Source organism: Flavobacterium sp. JAS, assembly GCF_020991455.1.
Classification (GTDB): Bacteria; Bacteroidota; Bacteroidia; order Flavobacteriales; family Flavobacteriaceae; genus Flavobacterium.
Window position 1 is genome coordinate 349548 of the sequence record NZ_JAJMOX010000002.1, and the last position, 17683, is coordinate 367230.

General features: G+C 36.1%; 12 protein-coding genes. All 12 read right to left on the reverse strand.

The genetic code is table 11. The features are described from left to right. Positions 1–186 precede the first annotated feature (186 nt). The 12 genes from LPB88_RS03520 to LPB88_RS03570 all read right to left on the reverse strand — a co-directional run bounded on the left by LPB88_RS03520 (position 187) and on the right by LPB88_RS03570 (position 17680). Complete coding sequence (locus LPB88_RS03520) at positions 187–1230, reverse strand: hypothetical protein (RefSeq protein ID WP_230712461.1); 1044 nt, start codon at positions 1228–1230, stop codon at positions 187–189. A gap of 31 nt (positions 1231–1261) precedes the next feature. Continuing rightward, positions 1262–1912, reverse strand: coding sequence for a sugar-binding protein (locus LPB88_RS03525; RefSeq protein WP_230712463.1), 651 nt, complete (start codon positions 1910–1912; stop codon positions 1262–1264). 84 nt (positions 1913–1996) lie between these two features. Next, complete coding sequence (locus LPB88_RS03530) at positions 1997–4036, reverse strand: polysaccharide lyase family 8 super-sandwich domain-containing protein (protein WP_230712465.1); 2040 nt, start codon at positions 4034–4036, stop codon at positions 1997–1999. A 275-nt stretch (positions 4037–4311) separates the two neighbouring features. Further along, positions 4312–9483 (reverse strand): polysaccharide lyase family 8 super-sandwich domain-containing protein, encoded by a 5172-nt coding sequence (locus LPB88_RS03535; protein WP_230712467.1) that lies wholly within the window; start codon positions 9481–9483, stop codon positions 4312–4314. Positions 9484–9849: 366 nt separating this feature from the next. Then, positions 9850–11187 (reverse strand): MFS transporter, encoded by a 1338-nt coding sequence (locus tag LPB88_RS03540; protein WP_230712469.1) that lies wholly within the window; start codon positions 11185–11187, stop codon positions 9850–9852. A 57-nt stretch (positions 11188–11244) separates the two neighbouring features. Beyond that, positions 11245–11904, reverse strand: coding sequence for a bifunctional 4-hydroxy-2-oxoglutarate aldolase/2-dehydro-3-deoxy-phosphogluconate aldolase (locus LPB88_RS03545; protein WP_230712471.1), 660 nt, complete (start codon positions 11902–11904; stop codon positions 11245–11247). Next, positions 11897–12907 (reverse strand): sugar kinase, encoded by a 1011-nt coding sequence (locus LPB88_RS03550; protein WP_230712473.1) that lies wholly within the window; start codon positions 12905–12907, stop codon positions 11897–11899. Before LPB88_RS03550 ends, LPB88_RS03545 begins: the two co-directional genes overlap by 8 nt. A 67-nt stretch (positions 12908–12974) precedes the next feature. Next, a complete protein-coding gene (locus LPB88_RS03555) occupies positions 12975–13769 on the reverse strand; it encodes a gluconate 5-dehydrogenase (RefSeq protein WP_230712475.1) in 795 nt (264 codons plus the stop codon). Positions 13770–13855: 86 nt separating this feature from the next. Then, complete coding sequence (locus LPB88_RS03560) at positions 13856–14986, reverse strand: DUF4861 family protein (protein ID WP_230712477.1); 1131 nt, start codon at positions 14984–14986, stop codon at positions 13856–13858. A 7-nt stretch (positions 14987–14993) separates the two neighbouring features. After that, entirely contained in the window at positions 14994–15836 is an 843-nt protein-coding gene (gene kduI, locus LPB88_RS03565) for a 5-dehydro-4-deoxy-D-glucuronate isomerase (protein ID WP_230712478.1), read from the reverse strand. Between the two features lie 126 nt (positions 15837–15962). Further along, positions 15963–16112, reverse strand: a complete 150-nt coding sequence (locus tag LPB88_RS23830) for an alpha-L-fucosidase (protein ID WP_370635816.1) — start codon at positions 16110–16112, stop codon at positions 15963–15965. A gap of 98 nt (positions 16113–16210) precedes the next feature. After that, positions 16211–17680, reverse strand: coding sequence for a sulfatase (locus tag LPB88_RS03570; RefSeq protein WP_230712480.1), 1470 nt, complete (start codon positions 17678–17680; stop codon positions 16211–16213). Between the last annotated feature and the right edge of the window lie 3 nt (positions 17681–17683).

The window sequence follows — 17683 nt, forward strand, 5'->3', positions numbered from 1 at the left end:
TGACAAAAAAGGTATCCATTCCATTATTGAAAATAAATTTAACAGCGTCAAATTTTTGCTATTGGAGATTAAGGATTTTTTTTACTTTTTTCGATGCATTTCTAGAGAAAGAACTTAACTTCTATGGCAAAAAAGGTAGCAACTTTAATAAATCATTTTAAGTACTTAAAATCTTATAATATGAGGTTATTTTAATAAATCAGAAGGATAATAATAATTACTCACTTTTATTGGAAATTCATCATTTTTCAGCATTTGTGTATATACCCTCCCTGCAGCTACTGTAGCTCCGGTATTTTCCTTGCTCGGATAAGTCATACTGGAACTATGAGAAAAACCTACCATATGGGCCATTTCGTGTATGGTGATAAAAGAAGGATCCACAGTTAAATAATCATGTAAAACATGATTGGCCACACCATAGGTAGAACCACCTCCTAATCCTGAAACATTAACAACAACTCCACAATTCATCATAGGCATATCAATCATTTTCTGTAGAGCCGCCTTTTTTTGATCCACAGTCATTAGCATACCATCATTATCGTAAATGGGTTCATCAGCAAATGCCTTCATTGTATTATCTGAGACGATAAGGTAAGCCATATTAATTATAAAACCTGAAAATCTCCTGATGTCTTTTGCATCAATATTTTCTTTCCAGTTGTTATTTGGGTCATCACTTGGATCAAAGTCATGGTATTTTATTTTCCATTTTAATTTAGCCAACGATTTAAGTTTTTTTATCAATTCCGTTTCACCAGTAAAATCAAATGATACTTTACTAATGGGAATTCCAGTTACTTTATACTGGGTAAGATTAACTTCATTATTGTTGGTATCAAGGAAAGCTGTGGTACCCTCCATAAAAGGATACTTTATCTCCTGTACAGCATGAGCCCTGATTTTATTTATTTTCAAAAGTTTTATAGGCTTTGCCTGACCTTCAATTGTTAATAGAATAGTTGCACTTTCTATATCAACAGGTGCAAAGTTGGCTATTTCTATCGTCGTTTCATTAATCGCCTTTACTCGTAACACTTTTCCTACCTCATAACGTCTGGATTCAGATGTCATTGTTTCGAGTGGCTCGCCGTCCTTAAACATGAGCTTTGAGTTACTGTCGCTGTCAAATGAATAGGCAACTGTTGAAACAGAAGAAATATTATCTTTTTCACAACTAAAAAATACAATGCAAAGTGTAAGCATTAATAAGACATTTTTTTTCATAGTAATAAATTTGGGTTTAAATAATTATTTTTTACTCTTTTAAAGTTAAGATTCCGAAAGATGAAGCAATATGAAAATTTGGTGTTTCCGTATTAGGATTTACCCACGTTATCCAGACCGGTTCATAGCTGTCGTTTTTGTTAGGAGAATATTTTGCTCGAAAAATTCCTGTTTCTATTTTGTTGTTTTTGATTAATTTAAAATCTTTTAAGGATTGAATAGAAATTGAACCTTCGACGGTGAAAGAATCCTCATTTACAGAAGATTTAACCAGTATGTCACCTTTTGGCCAATTCCAGTTAAAATCGAAATTCTTGTTTGGATAAGCAATAAAATCCATTATTCGGGCCTCCGAATCTATTTCCAGACAATAGTAGGGATTTAGGGTATTGTCAGGTCTAAAAAAAAGCTCGACTCTGTCTGAATTATTAATGCTCTCAAAGCTGTCATTCTGTTTTTCTATGTGAATTGATGTGTCAAAAACAGTAAAGGAAAAAAATAATTTTTCAGTATCCCAAAGCGCCTTGAATGTGATTTTTGATGATTTTTCACTATCCCATGGAGAAGAGAAATCAGTTAATGTTAGAGCCTTATTCCATAAATTATCATCTTCTTTTCCAGTGATAATCAATTGATTTTTTTCGATTAAATTTACCGTGTATTCTTTTGTTTCAGGAATCATTCTATCTTGTATTTATTATTCGTTTACTACTGGTTTACATTTTTTTACTTTGCGATTTTAAAACTTTTGTATTAAAAAAAGATCTTATTTTAAACCAGTGATTTTTTGGGTCACACTACTTCCTGTATTGACTCCGGTTGGCATTTGAAAAGTCATTTGAGATATTTTATGGTGTTTTGATACATTCACATTAATTTCTTTCGGATTCTCTGACTCGCAGTACGGATTGGCAACTGAAATTTCGTTTGTTTTTTCTTTCCAAATTAAAGCGCAAGGTTTATCTACAGTAATTGATTCTCCTTCTGAAATTTTAAGTGTTCCCGGTTGATAAAACATTATCTCAACAATATTCAGGTTTTGGTGTCTGATAGCCTGAATTTGTTCATTGTTTGATAGAACCGAAACAGGAATTTTTTTTGAATATTTCGCGGCCTCTTTAGACGATTGAAGACTCGGTTTTACAAGGTAAGCGTAACTTTTATTCGCTGGATTAATCCCATGATTTATATTAGCGCTAAACAAATTCGAATCATTTGCCAAAATATAATTTGAATTGGGTTCGAGATTAAAATACCCAATGTTTCCATTCAATATCCAATCCGGATCTATGATTGTTGTTGAAGTATTTAGATCTGCAATTTCTCCCTTTACAGAATATTGTGCTTTACCACTTGAATTGCATTGATTTAAAGTAGTATAAACGGGAGCTTTTCCATTAGTTTGATTAATTCCTGCACCCAGACAAACGAACTCGTCATCGAAGTAAAACCATGATTTATGGGCCGTAATTCCGTGACGTTCCAGGATCATTCCACACGCTCCATAAGTATTGTCGCTTACTCCACCAGCATATGAATTTCCGTTTCCGGCATTTTCACCCCAATTCGGAATAGGCAAGGGAGCAATATCTTGTTCGGCAGTGATTCCGGGAAATTGTCTGTTGTTAAAAACTTTAAAGTATTGACCATTGTATTCTTTTCCTGTTACGAAAATATAATTTGTACCATTGCCAGAATAATAATTATACTCTCCATCACCGTTTCCTGCTTCGGCACCTACAGTTCGGGTAGAGGACATGCGGGTGCTGGACATGTAATTTTCGCGGCGATTTATCATGTAGTCAAAGCGCCAGAACATTCGGTTTCCGCTTAAACTGTTTTCGCCTTTTATTCTGTCGTAAACCTTTTTTATTTCGGCTTTTCGTGGCGTATTGAGATTTAAAAATCGTTTGGTCATACTTTCAAATTGAGCACAGTACTTGTCAGAACTATTGAATCTTCCAGCCTGATTTGGGTCGTAATTCTTGCTAAAAAAAATCCACTGTATTCCTTTAATATAAAAGTCCTCAAGCAACGAAATGCCTGGAGAATTGTATGCTGTATTATTGCAGAATTCAAGATAATAAAGTGCAGAATTTATATACTCTTTACCGTAATTGCCTAAATACAATTGTCTTCCATTTCCGGAATGCTGCCCATACATATAATCTGCCTCAATGCCCTCTTGTTTGTGCATAGAAAGTAGATTTGTCATTTTTGCTTTATAATCAAGCATTTGTTCCTTGTTTTCTGTCATTACTGAGGCTGCCATTGCGCCCATAATGATGTCACATCCGTTTGCTCCGGTCATCCTTTCGGCATTGGCATTTTCATAACTCCAGCGCAGGTATTTTATAGTATTGTCAAACAGGATTTTGTCTGCTTTTAGCTCATCACGCATTAGTATTACACTTTTAGTAACTTCTTTAGGATAAGCGATGTATCGAAACCACCAGTTACTTGGGCTTTGGTTTGTTTCTATCCAAAATTTTAGACCTAAAAGATATTTTGCTTTGACATCGGGGTTGCTAAAATACTTGTTTTGAGGATTTTTATAGGCTGCCGCCAAAGTTGCCAGCATGATTGGATGGCTTCTTGGAGAGTCATCTTTTGTTTTATAATCGATACCGTCGAAACTTCCATCCGAAGTCATTTTTTTTAATATTGTTTCGACAGAACTTGCACTGGGATTTGACAAATACTCGTTATACATTCGGTTGTAAATTGTAATAAAATCGGATGTATTAGCGGCAACAGTATTTGTAAAAACGATAAAGAAAATGAGCCACAGTTTGATTTTTTTCATAAAATTAGATGTGTATATTTTAATTTATTCATTAGTAATATATTGTAAAAAAACGTTGAAAAGGATTTATAGTCTAAATTAACTTATAAAATGGTTTAAATTTTAGGTAAAATAGTTTAAGAATATCTGTTTTCAAAAATGATTTTTAAAACTTCACAATCGGATTGACGAAGAAAAGTTCCTTATTAATAGAGCAATGATTAAGTAAAATAGTTGTACTTAACCATTGCTTTAATTTATTTATAAAAATCAATTTTTCAATTGCAATTGTTACTTTATTTCTTGATGAATTTATAAGTTTTATTTACTCTGTTTATCTGTAAAAGGTAGGTGCCAGTAGGTAAAGTACCCACATAAATTGTACTTGTTACATTCTTAAATTCCCGAACAATTTCTCCTGCTAAATTTAGGATAAGAATGTTTAGTTTCTCATTTTGCTCGGGAGTTATAATATTCAAATAATCTGTTGCAGGATTTGGATACAAACGAATTTCTTCCGTATTAAATTCAGGTAAATCATTTGTTTTTGTATTTAAAGTGCTTGCGTTATCATTAATAGTTGATTTTTGCTCATTCAGTCCAACAGCAGTAGTTGACCAGGTACCAATTTCTTGATACGTTGCAGTAGTTGTACGTGCAACATTAGTTCCTGCATTACCTGCAGATGGATCAAGTAAAAAGCCACTACGGAGATTGAAAAAGCTTCCGGCAGGTCCTTCAGGTGTTGATTTGGACATTCTGCTAAAGCCTTTAGTGGTGCTATTCACTGAATCTGCATTATACCAGAACTTTACTCCAAAGTCACTACCACTTCCTGCACGACGAACAGAAATTTTTAATTGTAATAAATCATTTGGTGTATAAACAACATTGCTAACATTCAATGGTACAAGAAATTTTGTGCTATTGTTCATTGTGTTTCCTGAAACTTGTTGTGCTAATAATGTCCCGGATCCAATTAAAGAACCATTGAGATACAATTCTGCAAGCAGGTCAATTTTACGGCCATTATTGTCACTATTGGTCACTCCTACAAAAAGGGTTATATCTCCAAATGAACTTGTACGATATTGTACTGTCATTGTTTGATCTACAGCTGAGGCAGCATCATAAATGTTGTTTCCTTCTTGTGCAGCTGTAATTGTGCTAGTACCTTTACCGACAATAGTTACTGTGCTGCCGCTAATTGTTGCCACGGCAGTATTAGAACTGGTATAAGTAATGGGTAAACCAGATGAAGCTGTAGCTGTTAAATCAAATGCAGAATCGCTGGCCGTTTTTGTTGGTATTGCATCAAAACTAATAGTTTGGGAGACAGGGTTTACGGTTAGTATTTGTTCGACGACTGGTGCAACGCCATAAATGTCATTACCCACTTGAGAAGCCTTTATAGTACTGGTGCCCTTACCAACAATAGTTACGGTATTACCACTTATTGTTGCCACGGCAGTATTAGAACTGGTATAACTAACCAATAAGCCAGATGAAGCGGCAGCTGTTAAATCAAATGCTGAATTATTAGCTGTTTTTGTAGGGATTGCATCAAAACTAATGGTTTGTGGGGTAAGCTCCACGGTTAATGTTTGTTCTACCGTTGTCGCAGCGGCATAAGTATCATCACCAACTTGAGAAGCTGCGATAATACTGGTTCCTTTACCAACAATAGTTACGGTATTACCACTTATTGTAGCCACGGAAGTATTAGAACTGACATAGCTCACTGGTAAACCTGATGAAGCTGCAGCAGTTAAATTAAATGCCGGATCAGAAGTTGTTTTTGTCGGTATTGTATCAAACGTAATGGTCTGTGGAGTGAGAACGCGTGATAACGAAATTTCTACCGGTAATCCATCTACAGTTGTAAAAGTAATTGTGGTTTGGCCGTTTGCTGTACCTGTAATACTTGCATTAGCATTAGGTTGTGAAATTTGCCAGTTTGTGCCTTTTATTGTAATATTTATTTGTTTGCTTACAGATGGAGTATATTCTCTATAAGCAAATCCCAAATTAGGATTGTTTACTGCTATTTTAAGGTTTTTTTGTGTCGAATCATATTGTGACATCACTAAACAAGGATAATCTGCACCTGTTAATTGACCCGAATTGTCAATTCCTGAAAGTGCTTCAAAGAAAGCATACCCAAAAATAGAATTCGAAGTTGGGGTTGGTTTGTATTCTACGATGTGAGCACTATTATCTTTGCGGTGTACCGTATAAGGTTTGTTACCAGCAGTTATCTGACTGTCTAAATTGGTCATGTCTGTGCTTGTGGCTTGAGGTATACAAACATATTCGTATCCTTTGTTTGAAGGAGCAGTTCCATGATCAATATATCCTATAGCATAGTTTCCTATTGGATTAGAAGAGATATTTTGTGAAGCGATTGGTATATTGTGTTGTGGAGTTTGTTGGTCTGCTCTTGTTAATTTAATAGTTCCGCTTCCTGCTAATACATAAAAACCGGTACTGAAGTTGTCCACAATCCAGTGGTTGTTAGTGTCTGCATAGGAATTGTCATAGGAGCTTCCCTGCAATAAATTGCTATCTACGTTTACGTCTTCTTTTCCTGTTGTTGCCTTACGTTGATACAAGGTTGTCAATGTGTTATTTGTTGCATCGTTATTACCGATATTAGAACCAAGACAAATCAACATGTTGTCAAATGTAAATACGGATTTTTTGAAAATAAAAGTTGGGTTATGGTTATCTACAGCTGAATAGGTATTGGGACCCCACGCTCTACCTTGTGCCTCCTGAAAATCCATGGCAAACATTCCGTAAGTACCATGAATTGCTTTTAGATAGTTACTGTTTTTATTTATAAAACTCAAAGAGCCCACAAATTTTTTCTGTTGTCTTTCGTCTATACTGGTTTTCTCGGCATGAAGTTTATCCCATGGAAGTCTGATAACCGTGGTACCAGGGGTATAATTCCAGTTCCAGGTAGTTACATCATATCCGTTTCCTGTGAGGGCATCCCCAGGATAAACAATATTAACGGCGCCGTAACTTTGATAACGTCCAAAACGGTTTGCATCTGCATAAGTCTCTGTGCCAAACATATTGTCATTGAATCCCTTACATATTGCCAGCCATCCGTTTTTACGGTAAATGCCTGCCATACTATGATTGAACTGGAAATATCCTTCGTTGAATGGAGCTACAGTACTATTGTCAAATTGTGATGTATAGTTATTGGTTGGTCCCCATACGCGATTATAAAAGGTAGCCATAACAGGATCTGATTTACCAGTTCCCAGAATACTTCCTCCCGCCACCGCCATATTACGGAAATCATATCTGCTAATGGTGGTAGCGACTTCTTCGGGTTTTCTTCCTGTCATAGTCAGGAATCGGGTAGTTGCATCATTGGTAAACATAAGTTGGGACATAAGTGCGTCTCTATAGCGTAGATAACCTGCAGTACTTACTTCAAAGGAAGTTCCTTTCAAATCATATATTATATTTGCTGCATAGCTAAAATCATACGTATAGGATGGATAGGATGCCCAATGATGAAATCCTGAACCGTCCGGTTTCATCCCATCATAAGTTCCTGGGGTATAGGTAGTAAAATTATCCATCATACGTTTAAATGCCGTCATGTAACGGAAACGCTCATCGGCAGAGTCTATCCATTTTACATAGGCCATAGTAACAACTCCAGAGTTTCCTACGTGATCTATATTAATGCCTCCCACATAGTTTGATTCCCAAATGTGGTCAAAATCATTTTGTTGATACAGTACGTTTTCGAACAAGCTTTTTACGTATGAGTTGTCTTTGATACTAGGTATAAGTATGGCAGGTTGTGCAAAATTTCTATAGGAATATTGGTTAAGGTCTATAGGTAATGTTCCTTTACATACACGGTCTGATACCAGCCACACCGTGTTAAGGGCTTTGGTGTATATATTGTTTGTGTCTTCTGGATGGAACTTAAGATATTGAGCAAAGGTTTTTAAAAATGACACCTGATCATAGCTAGTAACATTTACCGTCGAAGTGATGTTATATCCGTTTACTGTGATACCAAGTGCATTATAACTTGCGATGGCGCTGTTAAGTGCAGTAGTTGTTGGTTCTGTAGTACCCAGATAAGAATCGGAATAACGTTGGTATATGGTTTCTATTTCTGTTTCTACCGTTTCGTTAGAGGGAACCAGTGGCAGGTCAGGAGTTAGGTTAAGAGAGCATTGAGGTGTTGGTGGCGGTGATGTTAATACCTGATATTGTACTTTCCCGGTAGGATAGCTCACAGCAGCGGTATAGCCATTTGGAGTTTGAATTGTAGAAAAGCTTCCAGTAAAGCTTCCGGTATATGTTTCAAAATAAAATGAATCATTAGCAGAAGGACCATACGAGTTTGTGAGATCAACTTTTAGTGTTGTTGAGGTTCCTATATTAGTGTTTCCAGTTACGCTTAATTGATCATAATCGGTACCGGGAGTTGTTGCTCCTTTAGTTTGTACACGCATAGTTCCATTGTCATTCAATGTAAAATTAGCGCTTATCGATAGGATTCTCGTGGTTTTATCACCGGTGTTAGTGCCAAATTGCAATGAATTTACTGTAAGATTTCCGTTTACATATACGTTTCCTGCCGCTGTTGCTAAGAAAGCGTTATCAATATTAAGTTGATTAAGTACCGCCGCGGAAGGGTCAAAATTAATTACAGTTGTATTGTTTGCATCGCTAGAAAGTAATCCTGTAGTTCCCGATATAGTAAGAGTAGAGGAGGTAGCACCTTTTAGTAAATTGTATAGATTTACTCCTCCTTGCTTGATGGAAGATACCTGAAGGTTAAAACCGGCAAGATCAAGGATAACAGGATTGGCTTGTGTGGCATTTACGAATAAAACAGGACTGTAGAACTTGCAGTTTCCTGACAATGCACGACTTTTCGAAAGTACGAGACCAATACTTTGACTGGCTTTATTGATGACACCTGTATTGAGTTGGGTTAGATTGATGGTTTTTCCAATGCCTCCCAAATATACGCCTCTAGTACTGGCATTATCATGAATTGCTGTTGTTCCAACGACATCTCCGTTTGCGTTGAAAAAATTACTTCCAGATGTTGGTTGTAATGTTTTTATCGTTCCGTTCCAGGTAAGGAGGCCGTTAATATTGATCGTACTAGCCGTCGCATTATTGTTATGGATGATTTTTCCTCCTGTATTAATGGTTAAAGCAGTAATGTTTATACTAGCAGTAATGGTGGCTGTACCGCCATTTAAAACAATGAGGTTGTCTGTTGCGGCAATGGTTACTGTTGTTAATCCGGTAATTCCGTCCGGATTGGTAGTCCAGTTGGCATTAACCGCTCCAGTATTTCCTGCCAGTGTTGCGGCTGCCGATGCGGTGTAATAATCCGTAGCAAAGGCTCTTGGAATGAAGCTGCAGAAAAGCAGCAACATACAAAAGAGATGTAGTTTTGTTTTCATAATTATTTTGTTAGATAGTTAATTGTGGTTTTATACAAAGCTATTTTTATATAGATTCTTATAGGGGAATAATATTCCTTTTTTAGGTTAAAAACTTCCTTATTTAGCTGGTTTATAGCTGGTTTTTCTGTTTTATTTATTTTTGTGAGGTTCGCTTCTCATCAAAAAACGGAGATTAATTTTTAATCTTATTATAATTTCAAGTAGAGGAATTATAAATGACAGAAAAACAAAAAAACCGTCTCAGTTTGAAACGGTTTTTTTGGGTATCAGGGAATTGCTTTAGGAGATAACTTAAAAATGAAAGTTGTTTTAAAGCAAATACTCTAATAAAATCAATGTCTTCCTAAAAAGATAATATTTAAATTACAATTCTATTTTCTTAAACGTAGGAACTAAAAAGTGCATAATACTCCATCCTAATAAGTATGCAGCGCCACAAATAATAAACATGATAAAATAACCTGTTCCTATTTGACCGATACTTTCATAATATACAAATAGTTTTTTCTGAACCAATGCCGATAATAAGATACCGCCCAAACCTCCAAACATTCCTCCAATTCCTGTTACTGAGCCAATAGCTCTATTAGGAAACATATCAGATACAGTGGTAAAAATATTAGCACTCCATGCCTGATGTGCAGCAGCAGCTATTCCGATAACAATTATGGCATACCACATATTGATGTTGCCTAAATACTGTGAAAAAATCACAGGAGTTACACAAAAAGCGTAGATTAACATACTGGTTTTTCGTGCTTTAAATACTGGCATTCCTTTGTTTATTAAATTCATAGGTAACCATCCTCCACAAATACTGCCAAAACTCGCAATTGCATATACCAGGGCAACCGGTAAAGCAACCTGAGTACCTTTTAAACCGTATTGTTTATCAAGGAAATCAGGCAGCCAAAATAAGTAAAACCACCAAATAGGGTCGGTTAATAGTTTTCCTATTGCAAACGCCCAAGTTTGTTTGTATTGGATTAAAACTTTCCAGGAGATTGGTTCTAATACTTCTTTTTCTGCAGAATCTACTTCTTTTGTTGTACCGGATTCTCCTGTTTCAGGTTGTGTTATATAATTGTATTCTGCCTGAGCAAGTCTTTTTTGTTTTGAGGGAATTTCATAATAAATAAACCATAGGACCAGCCACACAAAACCGATGGCTCCAGTGATGACAAAAGCCCATTGCCAACCCCAGTTTTCAGCAATAAAAGGTACCGAAATAGGCGCAACAATTGCTCCAATATTACTGCCAGAGTTAAAAATTCCAGTAGCAAGAGCACGTTCTTTTTTAGGAAACCACTCTGCCACAGTTTTAATCGCTGCCGGGAAGTTACCTGCTTCAGTTACCCCAAGAAAGATTCGGGCAACGCTGAAACCCATTGTGCCTGTTGCCAAAGCGTGTGCAATTGCCGAGATACTCCATAAGCATGTTGATAATGCGTAACCAATTTTTGTCCCTAATTTATCAATAACTTTTCCGGCGAAAAGCATACCAAAGGCGTACGAAAATTTAAAGGCAATTTCAATATTGGTATAATTTATTACAGCGTCTTCATCACTCCATTGAAATGCAGCCGTGAGATACGGTTTAAGTAAGCTAATAACTGCTCTGTCTAAATAATTTACAGTAGTTGCAAAAAAGATTAAGGCACAAATAGTCCATCTGTATTTGCCTATGTTTTGATTAGTCATTATTTTTTTATTTAATTTATTCTTAGCTGTTTTGGAATAAAGAAATTGCTGTTTAATTTATCTGCAAGATTGAATTAGCAGATTGGCTTTCTTTATATAATCTGTCAGGGCTTCAAAATTGCCTTCATTAATTAAGTTGGTTTGCAATAGTTTGCTTCCCATACCTACAGCAACAACTCCGGCTCCAAACCAGGATTTTAGATTTTTTTCTTCAGGTTCAACACCTCCGGTTGGCATAAAGAGCAGATCAGGAAAAATGTCTTTTATCGTTTGAATATAAGAAGGTCCCACCAGGTTTCCCGGGAAAATTTTCACTAAAGAGGCTCCCAAAAGTTCGGCCTCATGAATTTCAGTTGGCGTTAGACAACCAGGTATCCAAGCTAGATTTTGTTCCCGAACGATTGCAGCTACTTCGGCAGAAACAATAGGGCTAACGATAAAATCAGCTCCCGCATCCAGGAATCTTTTTGCAGTTTCAGCCGTTTTTATGGTGCCGATACCCAATAATAAATCAGGCATTTCTTGTTGCGTTACTGTTTTTAATGCCTGAAAGTTAATTAAAGCATTTTCTCCGCGATTGGTATATTCCAAAATACGAACTCCGGCTGAATACAAAGAGCGCAAAATAGCTATACTTACCTCTTTATCTTCATGGTAGTACAAAGGCAATAATCCCGACTCTGTGATTTGTTTAATGACATTTTCTTTTTTATTCATTTTGATCTATTAATTGTTGGATTTCTTCTACGCTGGATGTAGTGGCATCGCCCATTATAAATAATTTTTGGTAGGCTGCTCTTGCAGCAAATTCAACTATTTGTTGGGGTTTGTTTTTTTGCAATATTCCATAAATAAGCCCTGCCATAAAACAATCACCAGTTCCCACTTTGTCTACCGTTTTTGCTGCAAACAAAGTTTCACTTTTATAGATGTTTTTTTCTTGATATAAAGTCGTAAAATATTTTACACCTTCAAGTTTATTAAAACGAAAAGTGTTGGCAATGGTATGACAATTAGGATATTTTGCCGAGATTTCTTTTGAAGTGTTTTTGGCTTGCTCCACTAAATCAGTGTCGCTTCCCGAAGCTATTAATTGTTGGTTTATGGTAATGCCTAACATCTTTTCGGCAGCCCAGATATTACCCATTATAACATGGGCATAAGTTGCCAGTTTAGGAATTACTGCTATAGGTTCGACACCATATTTCCATAGTTTTTCCCTGAAATTTAAATCCAAAGAAATTGTTATTCCTTTTTTAGAAGCTACAATCAACGCTTCCTCACAAAGTTTTGCAATGTCAGGATTTAGCGCAGGTGATATGGCGGTAAAATGAAACCATGACACACCTTCAAAAATTTCTTCCCAATTGATGGTGGATGGTTTTAATTCTGAAAATGAAGAATATTTCCGGTCATATATCACACCAGCATTTTTTACATCCGAACCCTGACTCAAATAATAGGACCCAATTCTTTCTCCGGATTTAATAACAGAACTTGTGTCTACTCCCATTTTTTTATAATAATCCAAAATTGTATTCGATAAAAAGTTATCGGGCAAGGCGGTGCAGTAGGCTACAGGCGTATTCCATTTGGCTAAAGCCAAAGCTACATTACTTTCTGCGCCTCCAATGTAGGCGCTCATATCCTGTTGATGCGGGAAATTTTCCCCCATGCTATATCTCAAAAGTATTTCTCCAAAACAAAGTACTTTTCCCATAATCAAAACATTTTTAATTAAAGACCGCCAAACTATCGAGTTTGGCGGTCTTGTTTTTTATAAGATATTAATCCTCGTTTGATGGTTTTCCAATTGTAGCAAGTATTCCTCCATCAACATAAAGAATATGTCCGTTTACAAAATCACTGGCTTTTGAAGACAAGAAGATTGCCGCACCTTGCAAATCATTTGGATCACCCCAACGAGCTGCAGGAGTTCTGCTGATAATAAAATCATTAAACGGATGTCCATCTACTCTAATAGGAGCCGTTTGGCTGGTAGCAAAATATCCAGGACCAATTCCGTTAGTCTGAATGTTAAATTTAGCCCACTCAGTAGCCATATTTTTAGTTAGCATTTTAAGTCCTCCTTTTGCGGCAGCATAAGCACTTACAGAATCTCTACCCAATTCGCTCATCATAGAGCAAATGTTTATGATTTTTCCTCCGCCACGCTGAATCATTCCTTTGGCAACATTTTTTGAAACAATAAAAGGACTAATTAAGTCTACATTTATTACCGCTGCAAAATCTTCAACTTCCATTTCAATAATTGGAGTTCTTTTTATAATTCCGGCGTTGTTAATTAGAATATCGATTGGACCAACTTCGGCTTCGATTTTGTTTATGTTTTCAATTACAGCAGCTTCATCGGTTACATCAAATATGTATCCATAGGCTTGAATTCCTTCCGCTTTATATTCTGCGACAGCATTGGCAACCGCCTCTGTTGATGAACGATCATTTACTACAATTTTGGCACCTGCATGCCCAAGTCCTTTAGCCATCGCCATTCCCAGACCGTGTACTCCGCCTGTTACAAGCGCTGTTTTTCCAGTTAAATCAAATAAGTTTATTGACATTTTTTTTGTTTTTATTAATAGTTATTCTATTTTTTTAAAAAATTGTTTTATTTCTTGCTACTACCCAAAATTTAAAATAATGAGTATTATTTTACCGTTACAACTAAAGGCTCGTTTATCTGCTGATAAAAATTATTCAAATAGTCCTGCCATTGTTTTGCATTGGTAATTTTTCCTGCTTTATCCCAGGCTGCACCGGCGTAATAAAGGATTGGAACATTATTTCTCACTTGGGTTTTGGCCAAAATTTGCATGTTGTTTACCATCATATTGCTTACAGGTGTGGTTAATATGATTCCAACACCAGTTGTGCCGTCCTGACCATGAGTTGGCTCCCAGTAACTCGTAATACCTTGTTGTTCGTTTAATGTGATAGTACCGTTTTCAGGTCTTTTGATTATTCCTACGACAACCGGTAATGGTTTTTCGCTGTCAAAAGAATAAACATTCTCGATTCTGTTAAGTTGAGAACCAGCATCCAGAGAAATTGTTTTTGTGGCTTTAACGTTTATTCCCCCTGCATTCCAGGTAACAAATGTTAATTGAAAAGTGCTGCGTAAAGGCCCGTTGTCAAGAACTTTCCATTCACGATAATTTGCAGAATAATAAATAGAATCGTTTACATAAGGCGCCATATTTCCTGCGCCCAATGAAAAACCTACGTGATAATAATCCATTCCATCTCCGTGATCTATATGATATTCATTTCGCTTATATCTTTCGTTGATTATGAGTTTATCGGTACGTTTAACCCACACATCCAAACCATAGGCATCCTCTTTTGATTTTTCTATTGCTTTACCGTAAGTACGAAAAGCAATTTTGTCATTTTCCCACGCAAAATCATCTTTGCGTTCCGGCACATAACGGCAATACGTTTTTGCAGCGAAAGCTTCTGGTTTTCCTTTTTGTATTAGAAGATTCAACGATGATTTGGCTTTGACATCAACTTGTACCAGCAAATTTTGAATTGTAGGAAGTCCGCAATGTTCTAATTGAAAAGGAATTTGCTTTTTGGTCGCGGCATTAAGAACTACAAAATTGGAAGTATCTATTTGAGGAAAATTTGATAGAACAGTTTTCCACGAAATAGCTACTACAGCTGCTTTTCGTTCTAGAGCAGAATTGTTTTGGATGGAAAAAGTTACTTTTGTTTGTGCTAAAATGCTTAATGGTAATAAAATAACAAGACAAATAAAGCGTTTTATAGTTTTCATGATGATTTTATTTTAAGTCGTTAATTGCACAATGATCCATATCTCCGTAATCTAAATTTTCGCCCGCCATACCCCAAATAAAAGTATAGTTAGAAGTTCCTGCGCCCGAGTGGATAGACCAATTTGGAGAGATTACAGCCTGTTCGTCCTGCATCCAAATGTGTCTGGTTTCCTGTGGTTCTCCCATGAAGTGACAAACACTCTGATTTTCAGGAATCTCAAAATAGAAATAAGCTTCCATGCGTCTGTCGTGGGTATGAGCCGGCATGGTGTTCCATACGCTGCCTATTTTTAGTTCGGTCATTCCCATTTGAACCTGACAAGTATGTACAACACTGTTGACAATTAATTTGTTAATGATACGATGATTGGCTGTTTCTAATGATCCTAGTTCAACAACTTCTGCATCAGCTTTTGTTATTTTTTTTGATGGGTAAGCACAGTGAGCAGGTGCAGAGTTTAAATAGAATTTTGCAGGATTGTTACTGTCTGTCGATTCAAAGAAAATTTCTTTAATTCCTTTTCCAAGATACAAGGCTTCTTTATATCCAATTTCAAATTTTTCACTATCAGCGATTACAATTCCTTTTCCACCTACATTTATAATACCGATTTCTCTTCTTTCGAGGAAATATTTGGCTTTAAGATTCTCAGGATTGGGCATTGCTAATTTGTGTTGTACTGGCATTGCTCCACCAACTATAAATCGGTCAAAATGAGATAAGGTGAGATTAACCTGATCGCTAGTAAAAAGGTTTTCTATTAAAAAATTTTCGCGTAATGTTTCAGTATTCATTTGTTTTGCTTCATTTGGACTTACTGCAAAACGGCTTTCAAAATTAGAGTTCATAAATTTATTTTTTATATTTTTAGTGTTTCAGTTTAGGCTATTAACATTCCTAAAACCTTTGAAACATAAGTTTTTTGAATCCTCATCTGGATAATTCCAGGTATTACTTCTGCCTGCTTTTATTGATCAATTGGTAGGTACTTCTGGATCTTGCCAATCTCTCCCCAAAGAGTAGTAAAGACCCAGTTTTATACCCCCATTTTTACATGCTGCGGCTAATTCTTTGATTGGGTCACGGGCAAATTTTGTTTTCTGTACAATATTATAATCACTGATCTATTTCAGTCTTTTTATCTTGAGGATACAGAATAATAGAACATAAAAGAAAAAGAGTGACAATGATTTTTCTTTTTTCATTTGTAAAGTTTTATTGTTTAGTCTAGTATAAATTTGTCTCCGGTTTTTTGTAACCATTGATTTAAAACAGGCTTTAACTTTATTACCATTTCATGGTTTGGATTGTAAATGTTATGCATTTCAAAAGGGTCTGCTTTCAAATCAAACAGAACATATTCTGCTTTTTCTTTTTTTCTCACATAAGCAAATTTGTAATCAGTGGTGCGAATCCCTCTAAACCCGGAATTAATTTTTGCATTATTACTTAAAATTGCACCCAGTATAAATTGCTCTGAAGGTTTTGCTCCAGTTCCATTAAGGTAATATTGGGCGTAACTTTTGCCGTCTATTTCTTTTGGAGTTTTGTCTTTTAGTCCCATTAAATCCAAAAGAGTAGGGTAGATGTCCGGAATGCTTCCTAAAAATTGATTGTCTTTGCGGGGTAAAATATGCCCTTTCCAATACACGATAAACGGAATTCTTAAAGACTCTTCGTAAATATTATTTTTTGAAGTTTCATTGTGTTTACCTAAACAGTTTCCGTGATCAGACATGATAAGTACAATGGTGTTGTCGTCTAATTTTTGATCTTTTAGTCCTTGAATGATTCTGCCAATTTGATCATCGACTCCAGTTACATTGGCATAATAGTAACGAACGTCTTTTCTGTAATCATCTCCATATTTTGTTCCCGCAGCCGGAATGTTCGGATCTTTTATCAACGATTCCAAAGGCACATCTTTGTATAAATCATAATAATTTTGAGGAACCAATTGATATTCGGAGTGGGGTGGATTCATCGAAACAACCAATGAAAAAGGAGCACCTGCCTTGCGAAGTTTTCCATCTTGATTTTTCAGGTAAGCCAAAGCTTTGTCGGCTTCGTGTATAGGTCCCCATTGGTTTACATATTGAAAATTATCTCTTGTGGCATTGGTGTCCCAATACATAGGTTTATTGTGTACATCGTAGGTTCCGTAAGCATACCAATAATCAAAACCATGTCTTCTCTCTGGCGAAGTCCATTCGTTCCATGCCATATCTCCAATGTTGTTTGAAGTTGGAACATAAGGTTTATATGGAGAATCCAGATGCCATTTTCCAATGTAACCATTAGAATATCCGTTGGCTTTTAAAACATCCGACCAGCAAACGGCCTCTTTTTGTAATTCTACACCATCCGGCGCTGACTTTGAATTGACATTGCTGTAAACATGATTTTTAATTGGGTATTGTCCTGTCATAAGCATGGCTCTTGCCGGAGAACACACAGGAAAATTACTTACCATTTGTTCCAGAACTAAGCTCTCTTTGGCAAATTTGTCCAGCTGAGGTGTTTTTACAGGTTCTTTCCCTTCAAAACCAACTGCCTGACCTCGCCATTGATCTGCTATGATAACCAATAAATTGGGTTTTGTTTTTTGTTTAAGTGCAGTTTGGGCATTGGTTAAAGTACCTATTATTAGTACTCCAAACACCATTATTGAGCGGTTAAATGTAGTTTTCATTTT